This is a genomic window from Acidovorax sp. 56 (assembly GCF_002749705.1).
GTDB lineage: Bacteria > Pseudomonadota > Gammaproteobacteria > Burkholderiales > Burkholderiaceae_C > Acidovorax.
Genome location: NZ_PEEV01000001.1, coordinates 4,271,230 through 4,286,914, shown reverse-complemented (window position 1 = coordinate 4,286,914; position 15,685 = coordinate 4,271,230). Strand labels below are relative to the sequence as shown.

The following is a 15,685-nucleotide window of genomic DNA, read 5'->3' as shown; positions in this document are numbered from 1 at the left end:
GGAATGGCGGAAGCCGGTGGTCTGTGCCCAGCCGGCGTCAGGGGGTGGGCAAGGGCATGGCCTGCTCGATCAGGCTGGCATGCAGCGCAGAGCCCAGCGGCAAAATGTCGTCGTTGAAGTCGTAACGGCTGTTGTGCAGTGCACTGCCACTGGAGCCGGTGCCCTGACCGATGCGCAGGTAGGCGCCGGGCTTGGTCTGCAGCATGAAGGAGAAGTCTTCAGCGCCCATGCTGGGCTCCAGGTCGCGCACCACATGGTCGGCACCTACCAAGGATTCGGCCACGTCGCCCGCAAAAATGGCTTCGCTCTCGGTGTTGATGGTGGCGGGGTAAATGCGCTCGTAGTGGACGGTGGCGGTGGCACCAAAGCCCAGGGCAATGGCGCCGCACAGCTCCTGCAGGCGCTTTTCGACCTGCTCTTGCACCACGGGGTTGAAGGTGCGCACGGTGCCCACCAGCGTGGCAGAGCCCGGCAGCACGCTGAAGGCCCCCAACTCGCCCGCCTTGATGGCGCACAGGCTGACCACGGCGCTTTCCAGCGGGCGCACGTTGCGCGAGACGATACTTTGCGCCGCCGTGATGATGTGGGCGGCCACCAGCATCACATCCACGGTTTGGTAGGCGTGCGCCCCATGGCCGCCACGGCCCGTGATCTCGATGGTGATGCGATCGGCCGCAGCCATCATCGGGCCGGGGTTGATGCCCACGGTGCCCGGCTTCATGGCGGGCCAGTTGTGCATGGCGTAGATGGACTGCACGGGGAAGCGGTCAAACAACCCGTCTTCCATCATCACGCGCGCGCCCGCAAAGCCTTCTTCGCCAGGTTGAAAGACCAGCACGGCCGTGCCGTCAAACTCTCGCGTAGCGGCCAAATAACGGGCTGCGCCCACCAGCATGGCGGTGTGCCCATCGTGCCCGCAGCCGTGCATCAGCCCGGGCTTGCACGACTTCCAGGCAAAGTCGTTGTGCTCAGCCAGGGGCAGCGCATCCATGTCGGCCCGCAGGCCCACCATGGCGCCACTGGCCACGCTGCGCCCACGCACCACGGCCACGATGCCGGTGCGGCCAATGCCTTCATGGATCTCATCCACACCGCACACCTTGAGGGCTTCGACCACGCGCTTGCCGGTGTAGACCTCTTCAAAGCCCAGCTCTGGGTGCGCATGCAGATCGCGCCGCAGGGCGGTTAGATCGGGGTGAAACTGGGCGATGTGCGAAAACGCCCGGCCTCCGGCCTTGTATCGAAGCGATTGCATCTCAGTAGTCCAGAGCGCTGCACGCAACCCGCAATGCTTGAAACTGGCACGGCCCAGGCCAGTGCCGCCCCCGCGCAAGGGCCGCCAAGCCGCAAAGGCGGCGCGTTGCTGGCGTGCGCTGGGGGCGTTCCCATCCCGCATTGCAATGCAATGCGAGAGAGGGGGAAGGCGCGAAGCGACTCAGGGGGTGCTTCATCTCTAGTGCCCCCCGGCCTTGCCCACGCGAAGGCGTGGATCGACCACGAAGTACAGCAGGTCCACCACTAGGTTGATGACCACGAAGATCAGCGCGATCAGGCACAGGTAAGCCGCCATCACTGGGATGTCGGCAAACGTCACGGCCTGGATGAACAGCAGGCCCATACCAGGCCACTGGAACACGGTCTCGGTGATGATGGCGAACGCGATCAAGCCGCCCAACTGCAAACCGGTGATGGTGAGCACCGGCACCAGCGTGTTCTTGAGGGCATGGCCAAAGTGGATGGCCCGGTTGGACAGGCCGCGCGCACGCGCAAACTTGATGTAGTCGGTGCGCAGCACCTCCAGCATCTCGGCGCGCACCAAGCGCATGATCAACGTGAGCTGGAAGATCGCCAGCGTGATGGCCGGCAGCGTGATGTGGTGCCAGCCCTTGGCCTTGAGCAGCCCGGTACTCCACCAGCCCATCTGCACCACTTCACCGCGCCCAAAGCTGGGGAACCAGCCCAGCGTGACCGAGAACACCAGGATCAGCAGGATACCGATCAGGAAGGTGGGCAACGACACGCCCAACAGTGAGAGCGTCATGAACAACTGGCTGCTGAAGCTTCCCCGCTTGAGGGCGGCATACACCCCCATAGGCACGCCCACCAGCAAAGCTAGGAAGGCCGCCACCAGCGCCAGCTCCAGGGTGGCAGGGAAGCGCTCGGCAATCAGGCGCGACACCTTGGCACCCTGGCGCAGGCTCAGGCCAAACTCGCCCTGGGCTGCATTCACCAAAAAGTGCCAGAACTGCACGATAAAGGGCTGGTCCAGCCCCAACGCAGCGCGCAGCTCACGAATTTGCTCGGGGGTGGCATCTTGCCCCAACAAGAACACCACAGGGTCGCCCACATACTGGAACAGCATGAAAGCGATGAAGGCCACCGTGACCATCACAATCACTGCCTGAATCAGGCGGCGCAAAATAAAAGCAAGCATCGGAGAGTCGAGTTTGTTTTCGAAAGCGTGCCAGCGCTGCTTTTGGCAACGAAGACACTGGTTGGTGCCACCCAGTGCAGCTAACCGCCTGGGATCAAGCGCACCCGCTTGGCGGCATTGTCGCGCGGACAATGCCGCGCCACCGCTAAATCCCTATGGCCGCAGACTCTGCGGCACCCCATGGCACCTTAGCAAGAAAACCGAGGGCCGTGGCCCTCGGTTTTCGCATACACACTGTCAGTCTGCGAACACTCGCCGCATCAGTTCACCTTGACCATGCGCATGTCCACACGGTTGTCTGCTCGGTGCACCATTTCCACATTCTTCTTCATCGCCCAAGGAATCACTTGGTCATGCAACGGGATGTGCGACACGGTGTCGTTGGACAACTGAAGTGCTTCCGTCAACATGCGGGCACGCACGGGAGCGTCGGTTTCCACCTTGATGCGGTCTACCAGGTAGTCCATGCGCTGGTTGCTGTAGCGGCCCACGTTGTAGTTGCCGTCGCCGCCCGCGCCCACGGTGCGCACCAGCGATTGCAGGCTGTACAGCGCGTCGAAGGTGGGAACGCCCCAGCCCAGCATGTAGATGCTGGCTTCATTGCGCTGGATCATCGGGAAGTAGTTGACCAGGGGCAGCGTGCGCAGCTTGGCCTTGACCCCCACGCGCGACCACATGGCTGTCACGGCTTGGCAAATGGCCTCGTCGTTGATGTAGCGGTTGTTGGGGCAGGCGAAGTCCACCTCGAAACCATCGGGGTAGCCCGCTTCAGCCAGCAGTTTCTTGGCGGCGTCCACGCTGTAAGGCATGCGCTTGCCCACGGCTTCCGTCCAGCCCGCCACCTGCGGGGCCACCAACGTGCCCGTGGGTTTGCCCAGGCCCCGCATGATGCTGCGCGAGATCGTGTCTGCATCAATGGCCTGGTACAGGGCCTTGCGCACACGCATGTCCTTCAAGGGGTTCTTGCCCTTGATGTTGGAGCCCGGCAGTTCATCGCGGTACTGGTCCATGCCCAGGAAAATGGTGCGGTTCTCAAGACCGTCGACCACCTTGAGGTCGGGGTTGGCACGCAGGCGGGCCAAATCTTGAGGCGTTGGATCAATCACGAAGTCCACTTCACCGGACAACAGCGCAGCGATGCGCGTGGCAGCAGACTTGATCGGGGTGTAGACGATCTCGGTGGCGTTGCCTTCCATCTTGCCCCACCAGTTGGGGTTGCGCTTGAAGACCATCTTCACATCGGGCTGCCAGGACTCCAGGGTGTAGGGGCCCGTGCCCATCGCATTGCGGTGGGCGTATGTTTCTTCGGTGCCCTTGATGTCTTTGGGCTCCACCGACTTGTTCTTTTCTGCCCAGGCCTTGCTCATGACGCGCAGCTCGGTCAGTTGGCGCAGCAGCACGGGGTTGGGCGACGTCAGCAGGATGTCGATGTTCTTGGCATCCACCTTCACCACTTTGGAGATGCCCTGGGTGAATGGAGTGAAGTTGGAGGTCTTGGCCATGGCGCGGTTGAGGGAATACACCACGTCATCCGCCGTCATAACCGAGCCGTCATGGAACTTGACGCCCTCGCGCAGGGTAAAGCGCATTTGCGTGGGGCTGACCTCGCGCCACGCGGTGGCGAGCACGGGCTCGACCTGGAAAGTACGGCTGTTGTAGTACACCAGGCTTTCATACACATTGGCATGCAAGCCGCTTTGCAGCGCATTGTTTTGCGAGTGGATATCCCACGTGGAAATTTCACCCTGGCTCGTCCACTTGAAAGGCTTGGCCTGTACTGCTGGCACAAAAGACAGCGCCACGGCGGCGGACAAAAGAACGTGCTTAAACTTCATGGAACATTCTCTTTAAAATTTTTACTATGCAGTAAAGATAAGGTAAATCCAATGGGGTATCCCTGAATTCCCGCATGCCTCGATGCCATTTATTGACCTATTCGGACACACTGGCATCTACGCAAAATTGGTGCCAAATTGCATAAATCGCCCCCAAAAAAAGACACTGGGCACTTTGCAAATCACTCTTCCGGAGCAACCCACAAAATCACCCAGTGTTTTCAACCGACAACCCAGTCCGCAAACCCCACCACGCGGACTGGTCTCGGCTATCGCGTCAGTGCCTGCCGGCTCTCAAACAACAGCCAAGCACCAACCATCGCCGTCATCAGAAACGGTGGCGCAGCCCTACTGTGAAACCTGTGCGGCTCTTGGCACCATTCACACCCACACCTGCAGCGCTGCTGCTCAAAGACACATTGCCCTTCAGGCGCGTGTTGTCGACTTCAACGTAGGCATCTGTGCGCTTGGAGAACGCGTAGTCCAGCGCCATGGTGAAGAAGTTGGCCGTAGCATCCGCAGTAGCCACCGTGCCAGATTGCTTGGCATGGAAGTAGTGCGCACCCAGGTTGATTTGCGGAGTCAGCTGGTAGCCCACACCCAGCTTATAAATCGTGCGCTTGTTGGCCTGCAGGAAGGCAGAGCCACCAAAGCCGCCATTGATGGTGCCTTGCCACATGGCACCCAGCACAGCGAGGTCGGTCGCGCTGGTCAGCGGATCGACCTTGTTCTCACCATAGCCAGCATTGAAGTACCAGTCGCCAGTGCGGTAAGAGCCGCCCAGAGTCCAAGCCTCAACTTCTTTACCCGAGGCGAACTTGTAGCTCTCGTAGCCCAGACCAGCAGCCACACCACCTGTGGCATAGCGCAGGTAGCCACCCACGGTCTTACCACCTGTAGGGCTCTTTTCGTCGAAAGAGTACTGCAGGGCACCACGCACAGGGCCAATCTCAGCCATGTACTTGACCATGTTGTCAGCACGCGCACCCAGCGAGAAGCCAATTTCTGGCTTGTAGACATCCATGTAAGGCGAATAGGGGTACGAAGCGTAGGTGCTGGTGACCAGATCAAACAGCACGTTGTACTGACGACCCAACGTTACACGGCCGTAACCGCCTTGCAGACCGACCCAGGATTGCTGGAAGTAAGGACCCGTGGCGCCGGAGTTTGGTGATCCTGTGTCAGCGCCAAAACGGTTCTCCATGTTGACGAGTGCTTTAGTGCCGCCACCCAGATCTTCCGAGACGTTGATACCCCAACGGCTTTGCGACATGCCACCACCAACAAGTTGATTCAGTGACTGACCCACATTGGTGGCGGGGCCTTCGTTGTTCGTGTGACGGTAAGCCACATCCACAATCCCGTAAAGCTGCACGGAACTGGTGCCAGCACCAGCCGCAGCTTGGGCAAAGGCAGAACCGGAAACGAGAGCAACAGCTCCCAAGGCGAACAGTCTCTTGGCGTCTACTTTTTTCATGGATCCCGTCTCTTTCTGTGGTTGATGTGCTACCCAGCCAGTTTAGTAATTGCACTCCAACGTGGAACTTTTTGTTGCATGTTCCACACACAGGCTTTCCCTAATAGAACGGTCGTTCTATTTTCCAAAGAAGAGGCATCTCGCACACCCGCCGCAACCAATCAGCGCATCCAGGCGTAAGCGAAATCACCAAAACACAACCCTAACAAGCGAAGAAACAGAGAAACTGCCGCCACCAACCGAATCGACACAAACATGAAAAAAGCCCTCCCGCTTTCGCGGGAGGGCTTTTACTCATCTCAATGTCAGCGGGCTCACGCCCGCGTGCCATTAGAAGGAGTGACGAATGCCGAACTCGTAACCGTTGGCGTTCTTGCCAGCGACTTGAGTGAAGGACAGGCCGCCAGGAGTAGCACCGAAGCTAGCTGCGCCCTTGTTCTTCACGTGAGCCAGAGTACCGTACAGAGCTGTACGCTTGGACAGGTCATACACGTAACCAATGGCGAACTTCTGTGCGTCGTTGGAGCTGTTCTTCAGGTCCACATCGTTGTACGAAACGCGGATGGTGCCTGGGCCCACAGGAGCAGTCAGACCCAGCAGGTAGCTTTGGTACTTGACTTCAACAGCAGCCTTGTTCTTTTCTTGGTTGAAGCCGATGAATGGCTTCACAACACCCAGGTCATAGCTGGCGAAAATGTTGAACTGGTCAGCGTCAGCAGCTGCGGAAGCACCGCGGCCCTTGGCGAAAGCAATGGCCGTGTCCAGAGGACCGTTACGGTAGCCGATACGGGCGCCGAGGTAGTCACCAGCCTTGTCGTAAGCAGCGTTCGACAGGGATTCGCCGAACACGTACTGCACTTGACCGTAGATGCCGCCCAGGTTGGAAGGCAGAATGTAGCTGATGCCGTTGCCCTTACGGGTTTCGATCACGCCAGCGAAGTGGTTCTTACCGATCGAAGCGCCAACGCCGTTATCGCCGAACACGTCAGCTGCTGTGGAGTTGACATAGCCAACTGTCAGTTCGCGACCCAGACGGACTTCACCGAAGCCGCCAGCCAAGCTCAGAGTCGAGCGACGCTTGAATTCAAAACCAGGGCCTGCAGCGCCGCCGCCTTGGCCAGTGCCTGTATCGTTCTGGATAGCACCTTCCAGCCAGAAACCAGCCTTCAGACCGCCACCCAGGTCTTCTTCACCGCGGAAACCCAGACGGCTGGTAGCCAGACCGCTGTTGGTCACGCCAGTCACGGAAGTGCCACCGGAAGAAACGCGGCCAACGCCAGCGTCAACGATACCGAACAGGGTCACGGAAGACTGAGCCATTGCAGCGCCGGAAGCAGCCAGCACAGCCAGGGCAATCAGGGATTTTTTCATTGCGAGTTACTCCAAGGTTAAACATAGGGCGCCGGTACGAGGGGTCTTGGGTGCCAGGCACCAGCATAGTCCCGCCGGTTCCCCGGGCCAACCTCCTGGTGGGGAAGTTGCACCTATTGCACCAGAGCGCGTCCGGTTTCGCAAAGGAATTCACCCACAATTGCCCGGAACGCGGAAAATCGTTGCAGTGGTGCAACAACCCTTGAAGCAAAAAGTTAACAAACTTCTCCCTTGCAACGAGCGTTATTGCAAGCGATTTATTTGTATCTGATTGAAATTTCCAAGTCAAAACACATTCTGCCCATGGACCGCCTACTTTCCAGTCTCGACAACGCGCTGCGAACGCTGTTTGCCCAGCCGCGTGCCAGTGAATCAACCCCTGCAGCGCACATGCAAGAAGCAGACCTGAATGCGGAAGAAAAGAAGCTTGCCGGCGCATTGATGCGGGTCAACCACGTCGGAGAAGTGTGCGCCCAGGCGCTGTACAGCGCACAAGCCTTGGCCACCAAAGACGAAGCACTGCGCACGCACCTGCTGGAAGCCGCCAGAGAAGAAACAGACCACCTTGCCTGGACACACCAACGACTGCAAGCGCTAAGCGATCGCCCCAGCTTGCTCAACCCCCTGTGGTTCACGGGCGCTTTCGCCCTGGGCTGGGTGGCCGCTAAGGTGAGCGACAGGGTCAGCCTGGGTTTTGTGGTCGAGACCGAAAACCAGGTGGCGGCCCACCTGCAAAGCCATCTCTCGCGCCTGCCAGTGGCCGATCTGGCATCACGGGCTGTCGTGGCCCGCATGAAGGACGACGAGGAACGCCATGCAGAGCAGGCCCGCTTACGGGGCGCATTCCCCCTCCCCCCTATTGCCAAAGGCATGATGAAAGTGGCCGCTAAGGTGATGACGACCACCGCGCACCGCATTTAAGCCTGCACCCAGGCCAATCAGGCTTCCACGATATCAAAGCCGGTCGTGATTTCGGCCGTCTTGCCCAGCATGATGCTGGCCGAGCAGTATTTATCGTGGCTCATGGCAATGGCGCGCTCCACGGCCACGGCTGGAATGCCCCGCCCGGTCACCGTGAACTGCATGTGGATTTTGGTGAAGACCTTGGGGTCCACCTCTGCGCGCTCGGAGGTGAGTTTGACGCTGCAGCCGCGAACATCGTGGCGGCCGCGCTTGAGGATCAGCACCACGTCATAGGCGGTGCAGCCTCCAGTGCCGGCCAACACGGTCTCCATGGGCCGCGGGGCCAGGTTCTGGCCGCCATTGGCGGGATTGGCGGCATCCGGGGCGCCATCCATGGTCAAAACATGGCCGCTGCCGGTTTCTGCAACAAACCCCATGCCTGAGCGCGTGCCCGAGGCCCCTGTCCAACTGACGGTGCATTCCATAGATTTCTCTCCTGTGGTGCGCATTAGAACCCGTCCAATGCGTGGTTTTTTTCGCACGAATTCGGCATGCGCCTGAAAATTCGCTGTGAATTTTGCTGCATCGCAACAAGCATCCGGCTAGAATTCAACCAAGCGCGGTCACTTTGAACAAAAATGACCAATGGCAACCAGTACAAACACTGATGTGCCACGCACCAATTGTCTCCTCCATCTCCTCAAAGGATGGATTCAGCCCCAAGCCTCACGGCCTGGGGCTTTTTTTTGCCCAAATGGCGCCCCTGCCGCGCCGTGCCCCAACAAGGTTCAGCCCCCGGCTGCCTGCACCACTATGATGTGTGCCCCTGCCTGCCCCGCAGTGCGGGTGACCCAATCGCCCCATGACACAGCCACTCACCCCCGCCGATTACCTGAAAAAGATCCTCACCGCCCGCGTCTATGACGTGGCCGTGGAGTCCCCCCTGGAGCCCGCCAAGAACCTGAGCCACCGCCTGAAAAACCGGGTGTTGCTCAAGCGCGAGGATCAGCAACCCGTCTTCAGCTTCAAGCTGCGCGGCGCCTACAACAAGATGGCGCACCTGACGCCCGCACAGCTGGAGCGCGGCGTGATCTGCGCATCGGCTGGCAACCACGCCCAGGGCGTGGCCATGAGCGCCAAGCGCCTGGGCGTGCGGGCCGTCGTCGTCATGCCCACCACCACACCGCAGCTCAAGGTGGATGCCGTCAAGACACTCGGCGGCGAAGTCGTGCTGTTTGGCGACAGCTACTCCGACGCCTACGGCCACTCTCTGAAGCTGGAGAAAGAACAGGGCCTGACTTTTGTGCATCCGTTCGACGACCCCGATGTGATTGCCGGGCAAGGGACGATTGCGATGGAGATCCTGCGGCAACTGCAAAGCCTGGGCAGCAACCAGCTCAATGCGGTGTTCGTGGCGATTGGCGGCGGTGGGCTGGTCAGCGGCGTGGCCAACTACATCAAGGCCGTGCGGCCTGAGGTCAAGATCATCGGCGTGCAGATGAATGACTCGGACGCGATGATCCAGTCCGTCAAGGCGCACGAGCGCGTGACCCTGGCCGATGTGGGCCTGTTTTCGGACGGCACCGCCGTCAAGCTGGTGGGCGAGGAGACCTTCCGCGTCGCGGCCGGGCTGGTGGACGAATTCATCACCGTAGACACCGACGCCGTGTGCGCCGCCATCAAGGATGTGTTTGTGGACACGCGCAGCATTGTGGAGCCCGCCGGGGCCCTGGCTGTGGCCGCCATCAAGCAGTATGTGGACACGCACCACACCGAAGGCGAGACCTACGCCGCCATTTTGTGCGGCGCCAACATGAACTTCGACCGCCTGCGCTTTGTGGCCGAGCGTGCCGAGGTGGGCGAAGAGCGCGAAGCCCTGTTCGCCATCACCATCCCTGAAGAGCGCGGCAGCTTCCGTCGTTTTTGCGAAGCCGTGGGCGCCCTGCCCGGCGGTCCGCGCAACGTCACAGAGTTCAACTACCGCATCAGCGATGCCGCCCGCGCCCATGTGTTTGTGGGCCTGACCACGCGCGGCAAAGGTGAGTCGGCCACGATTGCACAGCACTTCAACCAGCAAGGCTTTGAGGCGCTGGACCTGACCCACGACGAACTGGCCAAGGAGCATTTGCGCCACCTGGTGGGCGGCCACTCGGCCCTGGCACAAGACGAGCGGCTGCTGCGCTTTGTCTTCCCCGAGCGGCCCGGCGCACTGCTCAAGTTCCTGAGCCTAATGCAGCCGACCTGGAACATCAGCCTCTTTCACTACCGCAACCAGGGCGCCGACTATGGGCGCATCCTGGTGGGCATGCAGGTGCCTGCCGAAGACACCGCCACGTTCGATGCCTTCCTGGCCACCCTGGGTTACCCGTATGTGGACGAGACGAACAACCCGGCGTACCGGCTGTTTCTCCGCTCCGCATCTTGATCAAAATAGCCGCTAGCGCCCATTAACAAAGCGCTGGTAGCTATTAAATCAATAGTAAAACTGACACACACTGCCATGCAAGCCCTGCGCCACTACCTGCTGGCCGTGCAGTTCTTCACCCGCATTCCCGTCACAGGGCGGCTGGCCGACTGGGTGGGGTACAGCCCGGCCATGCTGCGCGCCAGTGCGGCGCACTTTCCGGGCATCGGCTGGCTGGCGGCGGGCTTGTCGTGCGCCGTGGTGGCGCTGCTGCACTGGGGGCTGGGCGCGCAGCCTATGGCCCCGCTGGTGGCGGCTGTGCTCAGCACTGTGGCCACGGTGGTGATGACCGGCGGCTTCCATGAAGACGGCCTGGCCGACGTGGCCGACGGCCTGGGCGGCAGCTACGACCGAGAGCGCGCGCTGGACATCATGAAAGACTCGCGCGTCGGTGCTTTTGGGGCCATGGCGCTGGTGCTAACCCTGCTGGCCAAGGTGAGCCTGCTGGCGCTGCTGGGCGCACACAGCCTGGGGGCCGTGCTGGCCGCGCTGGCGGGGGGGCATGTGCTCTCGCGCCTGTGGCCGCTGTTCATCGTGCGCTGGCTGCCGCATGTGGGCGACACAGCCCGCTCCAAAAGCAAGCCACTGGCCGATCAGATCTCGCGCCGCGCGCTGGCAGCCGCCGCCTTGTGGTGTTTTGTGCCGCTAGCGCTGGTCTATCAAGCGCAAGCAGCTATATTTTTAATAGCATCTATCGCTCTCAGCATGGCGGCGGCAGCCTGGATGGGGCGCTGGTTTGCCCGGCGCCTGCAGGGCTTTACCGGCGACTGCCTGGGCGCCACCCAGCAAGTGGGCGAAATCGGCTTTTACCTGGGCGCCGCGCTGGCCCTGGGCGCCGCACGGTGAGCCCTGCGACCCTGTGGGTAATGCGGCACGCGGCGCCTTGCATCGCGCCCGGCACCTGCTACGGCCTGCTGGACGTGCCCGCCGACCCTGAAGCCACCCAGATGGCCGCACAGCGGCTGGCAATCTCGCTGCCAAATCCCCTGCTCTTATGCCACTCACCGCTACAAAGATGTGAGCATCTAGCGCTTTCTCTGTGCGCCCTACAGGCCAATTTAACTAGCAATGCAGACGGGCGCCTGCGCGAAATGGACTTCGGCCAGTGGGAAGGCCGCCTGTGGGCCGACATCGCCCGCCATGAGCTGGATGCCTGGACGCAGGACTTCACCCGCTACCGCCCCGGCCAAGGCGAAGACCTGGCCAGCATGCTGACCCGGGTAAGCGCTGCCTTGGGCGAGGCGCAACAACACCTGCAGCGCGGCACCCATGTGGTCTGGATCACGCATGCCGGGGTCGCCCGGTGTGTGGATTGGCTGGTGAGGCAAGGCAGCCTGGCTGCGGCGTTGCAAGTCACGGCAGAGCAATGGCCGCTGCACGCACCCGGGTTTGGAGAATGGCAAACCTATGCCATAGCCCCGCACGGAGTGCTGGCTGCGCTACAACAGGCGCAGCAGGGGTAACAGCCGTAACTGCAGCGGTCTTTCCGCAACACTGAAACCGGTCGCGCAGGGCCCCCAAAAAGATCAGCCCTTGGGCGGCATCTCCAGGCGCACCGTGGTGGGTCCATCCACCGTGGCCCCCAGCGCCGCCTGGCGCGGGCCCAGCGACTGCAGCACCAGCCCGGCATCCACCTGCGCCCCAATGCGGTAGGGCCGCGCAGGCTTGCCGTCCATGGCGATCAGTGCCGCACCGCCGCCGCTGGTGCGGCCCGACAGCACGCCCTGCAGCGCAAACCGGCTGGAAGGCGCGGCCACCGGGGCCTTGACCACCGCCGTAGCGGGCGATGCGCCCAGCAAGCGCGCCAGCGCGCCCGCATCAGGCGCGGCAGGGGCCGCTGCCGCTACCGGCACGGCCACACCCGAAGGCCGGGAGGACAAGCGCAGACCCCAATAGACCACGCTGGCGCCCGCCGCAGCCCACAAGACCAGAGTCCCCAATCGCATGCCCCATTGAGAGTGTGTGTTTGTCACCATGCGCAGATTATGATTCACGCGATCCGAGATCACCCGAGAACGCCTGCAGTGAACACCTCTCCCTCTTCCTTTGTGCGCTCCGCCCGCCAACGCCTGGCCCGGGGCTTCACCCTCATTGAATTGATGGTGGTGATGGTCATCATTGGCGTGCTGGCCGCGCTGATCGTGCCCAATGTGCTCGAACGTGCCGACGACGCCCGCGTGACGGCCGCCAAGACCGACATCGCCAACATCGTGCAGCAGCTCAAGATGTACCGCCTGGACAACCAGCGCTACCCCTCGGCCGAGCAAGGCCTGCAGGCCCTGATTGCCAAGCCGACCTCCGGCCCCATCCCCAACAACTGGAAGCCCTACCTGGACAAGCTGCCCAACGACCCCTGGGGCCGCCCTTATCAGTACCTGAGCCCCGGCATCAAGGGTGAAATCGACGTGATGTCGTTCGGCGCAGACGGGCAGTCGGGCGGCGAAGGCAAGGATGCGGACATTGGCAGCTGGCAGTGATGCCCCATTCTTTGCCACGCTCTACCACCTCATGAAACTGGCACGCCCCAAGCGAGGGATGCCGTGGAGCTGGCTTCGCCAGGCCACTGGCGTCGTCCCCTCGGGGGCTGAGATGCCGCGGCTCCAAGCCTGCCTGCGCAGGCTCGGACGGCATCGAAGAGCGGCCGCCTCTGGCGGCGGCACCGAGCGGGTGGCGGCTCAGGGGGGGTTCACTCTTCTAGAGCTGCTGGTCGTCATCAGCATCATGGCGCTGGCCACGGCCGGGGTGTCCATGGCCATCCGCGACAACGGCCAGACCGTGCTGGAGCGCGAGGCCGCGCGGCTGGCCGCGCTGCTGGAATCAGGCCGGGCACAGTCGCGCTCCACCGGGGGCCCCGTGCGCTGGCGAGCGACGGAGCAAGGCTTCAAGTTTGAGGGCCTGCCCGCCAGCGCCCTGCCCAGCCAATGGCTGGACCCAGGCGTGACGGTGCGCGGCACCGCCGTGTTGCTGCTGGGGCCAGAGCCCCTCATCGGGCCACAGCAAGTGGTCATCACCCACCAGAACTACCCCGACCGCGCCCTGCGCGTGGTCACCGACGGGCTGCGCCCCTTCACGGTGGAGTCCCTGCCATGACACCGCAGCGCACAGCCACTCGCCCAGCGCGTCGCCCGGCCCGTGGCTTCACCCTGGTGGAAGTGCTGGTCGCCCTGGCCATTGTGGCCATTGCGCTGCTGGCAGGCACGCAGGCCGCCAGCACGCTCACCCGCAATGCCCAGCGCCAGTCCGACATCGTGCTGGCCCAGTTGTGCGCCGAAAACGAATTGATCAAAGCCCGCCTGTCGCGCCAAATGCCCAGCGTGGGCGACAGCACCGAGCCCTGCGAGCAAGCGGGTCGGCAGTTCACGGTGAACGTGATCGTGCGGCCCACGCCCAACCCCCAGTTCCGGCGCATGGATGCGCAGGTGTTTGACGCAGACATGTCCATCCTGCGCATCTCCACCATCATCGGGAGAAACTGAATGCGCCCGTTGACCCAACCGAGCGGCGTGGCAAAGCCAGCCCTGCGCGGCTTCACACTCATCGAACTGCTGGTCGCCATCACCGTGATGGCGCTCATCGCCATCTTGAGCTGGCGCGGCATCGACGGCATGGTGCGCACGCAAGAAGCCACACGCCAGCGCGCCGACGACATGCTGGTGCTGCAAGCCTCTCTGGCCCAGTGGGGTGCCGACCTGGACGCACTGGTGTCCCCGCTGGCCCACACCACGCCACTGGACTGGGACGGCCAGGTGCTGCGCCTGACGCGCCGCAACACCGCCGTGCCCGACGAAGGCCCCGTGGTGGTGGCCTGGACGCGCCGCGAAACCAATGCCGGGGCGCAGTGGCTGCGCTGGCAGTCCCCCACCGTGCGTACCCGCACCCAATGGCAAGAGGCCTGGGCACGGGCCGCACAATGGGCCCGCACCCCGGGCGATGCAGAGCGCCGCAGCGAGGTCGCGCTCATCCCCATCGACGGCTGGCAATTGTTCTATTACCGGGGCGGTGCCTGGTCCAACGCATTGTCCAGCGTGGGCACGGTGCCCGGCACCGACGGCAGCAGCACCCTGCCTGAAGGCATACGCCTGCAAATCACCCTCAGCCCTGGCGGTGCGCTCAGCGGCCTGCTGGTGCGCGACTGGATCAGCCCCGCACTGGGAGGCAGCCGCACATGACGCTGCACCCGCCCGCCAAGCCCCAGCCACTGAGCGCCCCACGCCAAACCGGGGCCGCCCTGTTGGCAGCCATGCTCACCGTGACGCTGGTGGCCACCCTGGCCGCTGCCGCGATGTGGCAGCAGTGGCGTGCGGTGGAGGTGGAAACCGCCGAGCGCGGCCGGGTACAAGCCGCGTGGATCTTGGTGGGCGCACTGGACTGGTCGCGCCTGATCCTCAAGTCAGATGCCAACTCAAGCAGCGTAGACCACTTGGCAGAGCCCTGGGCCATCCCACTGCAAGAAGCGCGTTTGTCCACCTTTTTGGCGGCCGAGGGCAACGTCTCGCAGGTGGACGATGCCAGCACAGACACCACCGACGCCTTCCTGTCGGGCCAGATCACCGACATGCAAAGCCGCCTGAACATCACCAGCCTGGTCGATGGCGGGCAGGTGCAAGCGGGGGGGCTCAAGCAATTCACCCGGCTGTTTGAACGGCTGGGCCTGCCCCAGCAGCAGCTCACATCCCTGGTCGAAGCCTTGCGCAAAGCCCAGTCGGCAGCAGGTACGGACGACGCCAACGCCCCCCTCATGCCCCAGACCGTGTCGCAACTGGGCTGGCTGGGGGTGCCCGCCAGCACCATCGCCATCCTGAGCCCCCACATCACCATCTTGCCCGTGCGCACTCCGGTGAACCTGAACACCGCGCAGCTGGATGTGCTGTGGGCCGCTATCGATGGGATCGACCTGGCCAGCGCCCAAAAGCTGATCGCCAGCCGCGAATCGCGCCACTTCAAACTGATCTCGGACGCTACGTCGTTGCTTGGATCAAACACTGTGCTGGACGACACCCAGGTTAGTGTGGCGTCGCGCTTTTTCGAGGTGCGTGGGCGCCTTCGGCTAGGCGACTCCATCGTAGATGAGCGCTCCCTGGTGCGAAAAGACGCGTCCAACTTCGTTGTAACGCTATGGCGCGAGCGCGGCGTTTTTGACCGCGACCCCGCCACTGCAGCCGCACAGGCACCCCGCTGACAGGGCAGAACATGCCCCCAAC

The 15,685-nt window shown here is 62.6% G+C and carries 16 protein-coding genes; 9 read left to right on the top strand and 7 right to left on the bottom strand.

Annotated features, from left to right (window positions below; translation table 11 throughout):
• Positions 1-37 precede the first annotated feature (37 nt).
• The 5 genes from CLU88_RS19055 to CLU88_RS19035 form a co-directional block, all read right to left on the bottom strand.
• Positions 38-1,255, bottom strand: a complete 1,218-nt coding sequence (locus CLU88_RS19055) for a M20 aminoacylase family protein (protein ID WP_099659011.1) — start codon at positions 1,253-1,255, stop codon at positions 38-40.
• Between the two features lie 198 nt (positions 1,256-1,453).
• A complete protein-coding gene (locus CLU88_RS19050; protein WP_099657943.1) occupies positions 1,454-2,434 on the bottom strand; it encodes an ABC transporter permease in 981 nt (326 codons plus the stop codon).
• Between the two features lie 260 nt (positions 2,435-2,694).
• Entirely contained in the window at positions 2,695-4,269 is a 1,575-nt protein-coding gene (locus CLU88_RS19045) for an ABC transporter substrate-binding protein (RefSeq protein ID WP_099657942.1), read from the bottom strand.
• 328 nt (positions 4,270-4,597) lie between these two features.
• Complete coding sequence (locus tag CLU88_RS19040; protein ID WP_099657941.1) at positions 4,598-5,746, bottom strand: porin; 1,149 nt, start codon at positions 5,744-5,746, stop codon at positions 4,598-4,600.
• A gap of 330 nt (positions 5,747-6,076) precedes the next feature.
• Positions 6,077-7,117: a porin gene (locus CLU88_RS19035; protein WP_099657940.1), complete on the bottom strand. Its 1,041-nt coding sequence runs from the start codon at positions 7,115-7,117 to the stop codon at positions 6,077-6,079.
• A 303-nt stretch (positions 7,118-7,420) separates the two neighbouring features.
• Between CLU88_RS19035 and coq7 the strand changes: the two genes are divergently transcribed.
• Positions 7,421-8,038, top strand: coding sequence for a 2-polyprenyl-3-methyl-6-methoxy-1,4-benzoquinone monooxygenase (coq7, locus tag CLU88_RS19030; RefSeq protein ID WP_099659010.1), 618 nt, complete (start codon positions 7,421-7,423; stop codon positions 8,036-8,038).
• Between the two features lie 17 nt (positions 8,039-8,055).
• Here the strand turns inward: coq7 and CLU88_RS19025 are convergent, their stop codons facing one another.
• Positions 8,056-8,505: an OsmC family protein gene (locus tag CLU88_RS19025; RefSeq protein WP_099657939.1), complete on the bottom strand. Its 450-nt coding sequence runs from the start codon at positions 8,503-8,505 to the stop codon at positions 8,056-8,058.
• Positions 8,506-8,882: 377 nt separating this feature from the next.
• On the opposite strand from CLU88_RS19025, the gene ilvA reads away from it, so the two are divergent.
• The 3 genes from ilvA to CLU88_RS19010 all read left to right on the top strand — a co-directional run bounded on the left by ilvA (position 8,883) and on the right by CLU88_RS19010 (position 11,947).
• Positions 8,883-10,445, top strand: coding sequence for a threonine ammonia-lyase, biosynthetic (ilvA, locus tag CLU88_RS19020; RefSeq protein ID WP_099657938.1), 1,563 nt, complete (start codon positions 8,883-8,885; stop codon positions 10,443-10,445).
• A gap of 75 nt (positions 10,446-10,520) precedes the next feature.
• On the top strand, positions 10,521-11,330 hold the full coding sequence (locus CLU88_RS19015) for an adenosylcobinamide-GDP ribazoletransferase (RefSeq protein ID WP_099657937.1): 810 nt from the start codon (positions 10,521-10,523) through the stop codon (positions 11,328-11,330).
• Positions 11,331-11,350: 20 nt separating this feature from the next.
• Positions 11,351-11,947 (top strand): histidine phosphatase family protein, encoded by a 597-nt coding sequence (locus tag CLU88_RS19010; RefSeq protein WP_199173544.1) that lies wholly within the window; start codon positions 11,351-11,353, stop codon positions 11,945-11,947.
• Between the two features lie 63 nt (positions 11,948-12,010).
• Here CLU88_RS19010 and CLU88_RS19005 read toward each other — a convergent pair whose 3' ends face one another.
• Positions 12,011-12,460, bottom strand: a complete 450-nt coding sequence (locus CLU88_RS19005) for a type II secretion system protein N (RefSeq protein ID WP_099657935.1) — start codon at positions 12,458-12,460, stop codon at positions 12,011-12,013.
• A 48-nt stretch (positions 12,461-12,508) separates the two neighbouring features.
• On the opposite strand from CLU88_RS19005, the gene gspG reads away from it, so the two are divergent.
• The 5 genes from gspG to gspK all read left to right on the top strand — a co-directional run bounded on the left by gspG (position 12,509) and on the right by gspK (position 15,663).
• Positions 12,509-12,961 (top strand): type II secretion system major pseudopilin GspG, encoded by a 453-nt coding sequence (gene gspG, locus CLU88_RS19000; RefSeq protein ID WP_304528998.1) that lies wholly within the window; start codon positions 12,509-12,511, stop codon positions 12,959-12,961.
• A 112-nt stretch (positions 12,962-13,073) separates the two neighbouring features.
• Entirely contained in the window at positions 13,074-13,574 is a 501-nt protein-coding gene (locus CLU88_RS18995) for a prepilin-type N-terminal cleavage/methylation domain-containing protein (RefSeq protein WP_199173543.1), read from the top strand.
• Positions 13,571-13,960, top strand: a complete 390-nt coding sequence (gspI, locus tag CLU88_RS18990; RefSeq protein ID WP_099657933.1) for a type II secretion system minor pseudopilin GspI — start codon at positions 13,571-13,573, stop codon at positions 13,958-13,960. Before CLU88_RS18995 ends, gspI begins: the two co-directional genes overlap by 4 nt.
• A complete protein-coding gene (locus tag CLU88_RS18985; RefSeq protein ID WP_099657932.1) occupies positions 13,961-14,653 on the top strand; it encodes a type II secretion system protein J in 693 nt (230 codons plus the stop codon). It abuts the gene before it with no gap.
• Positions 14,650-15,663, top strand: coding sequence for a type II secretion system minor pseudopilin GspK (gspK, locus tag CLU88_RS18980; RefSeq protein ID WP_158235621.1), 1,014 nt, complete (start codon positions 14,650-14,652; stop codon positions 15,661-15,663). Before CLU88_RS18985 ends, gspK begins: the two co-directional genes overlap by 4 nt.
• Positions 15,664-15,685 lie beyond the last annotated feature (22 nt).

What these genes read in the sequence shown, in the direction of transcription:
- coq7 (WP_099659010.1), top strand. Translation starts at nt 7,421, where the DNA reads ATGGACCGCCTACTTTCCAGTCTCGACAACGCGCTGCGAACGCTGTTT.
- CLU88_RS19040 (WP_099657941.1), bottom strand. Translation starts at nt 5,746, where the DNA reads ATGAAAAAAGTAGACGCCAAGAGACTGTTCGCCTTGGGAGCTGTTGCT.
- CLU88_RS19045 (WP_099657942.1), bottom strand. Translation starts at nt 4,269, where the DNA reads ATGAAGTTTAAGCACGTTCTTTTGTCCGCCGCCGTGGCGCTGTCTTTT.
- gspI (WP_099657933.1), top strand. Translation starts at nt 13,571, where the DNA reads ATGACACCGCAGCGCACAGCCACTCGCCCAGCGCGTCGCCCGGCCCGT.
- CLU88_RS19005 (WP_099657935.1), bottom strand. Translation starts at nt 12,460, where the DNA reads ATGGTGACAAACACACACTCTCAATGGGGCATGCGATTGGGGACTCTG.
- gspK (WP_158235621.1), top strand. Translation starts at nt 14,650, where the DNA reads ATGACGCTGCACCCGCCCGCCAAGCCCCAGCCACTGAGCGCCCCACGC.
- CLU88_RS19035 (WP_099657940.1), bottom strand. Translation starts at nt 7,117, where the DNA reads ATGAAAAAATCCCTGATTGCCCTGGCTGTGCTGGCTGCTTCCGGCGCT.
- CLU88_RS19015 (WP_099657937.1), top strand. Translation starts at nt 10,521, where the DNA reads ATGCAAGCCCTGCGCCACTACCTGCTGGCCGTGCAGTTCTTCACCCGC.
- CLU88_RS18995 (WP_199173543.1), top strand. Translation starts at nt 13,074, where the DNA reads ATGCCGCGGCTCCAAGCCTGCCTGCGCAGGCTCGGACGGCATCGAAGA.
- CLU88_RS19055 (WP_099659011.1), bottom strand. Translation starts at nt 1,255, where the DNA reads ATGCAATCGCTTCGATACAAGGCCGGAGGCCGGGCGTTTTCGCACATC.
- ilvA (WP_099657938.1), top strand. Translation starts at nt 8,883, where the DNA reads ATGACACAGCCACTCACCCCCGCCGATTACCTGAAAAAGATCCTCACC.
- CLU88_RS19025 (WP_099657939.1), bottom strand. Translation starts at nt 8,505, where the DNA reads ATGGAATGCACCGTCAGTTGGACAGGGGCCTCGGGCACGCGCTCAGGC.
- CLU88_RS19010 (WP_199173544.1), top strand. Translation starts at nt 11,351, where the DNA reads ATGCGGCACGCGGCGCCTTGCATCGCGCCCGGCACCTGCTACGGCCTG.
- CLU88_RS18985 (WP_099657932.1), top strand. Translation starts at nt 13,961, where the DNA reads ATGCGCCCGTTGACCCAACCGAGCGGCGTGGCAAAGCCAGCCCTGCGC.
- CLU88_RS19050 (WP_099657943.1), bottom strand. Translation starts at nt 2,434, where the DNA reads ATGCTTGCTTTTATTTTGCGCCGCCTGATTCAGGCAGTGATTGTGATG.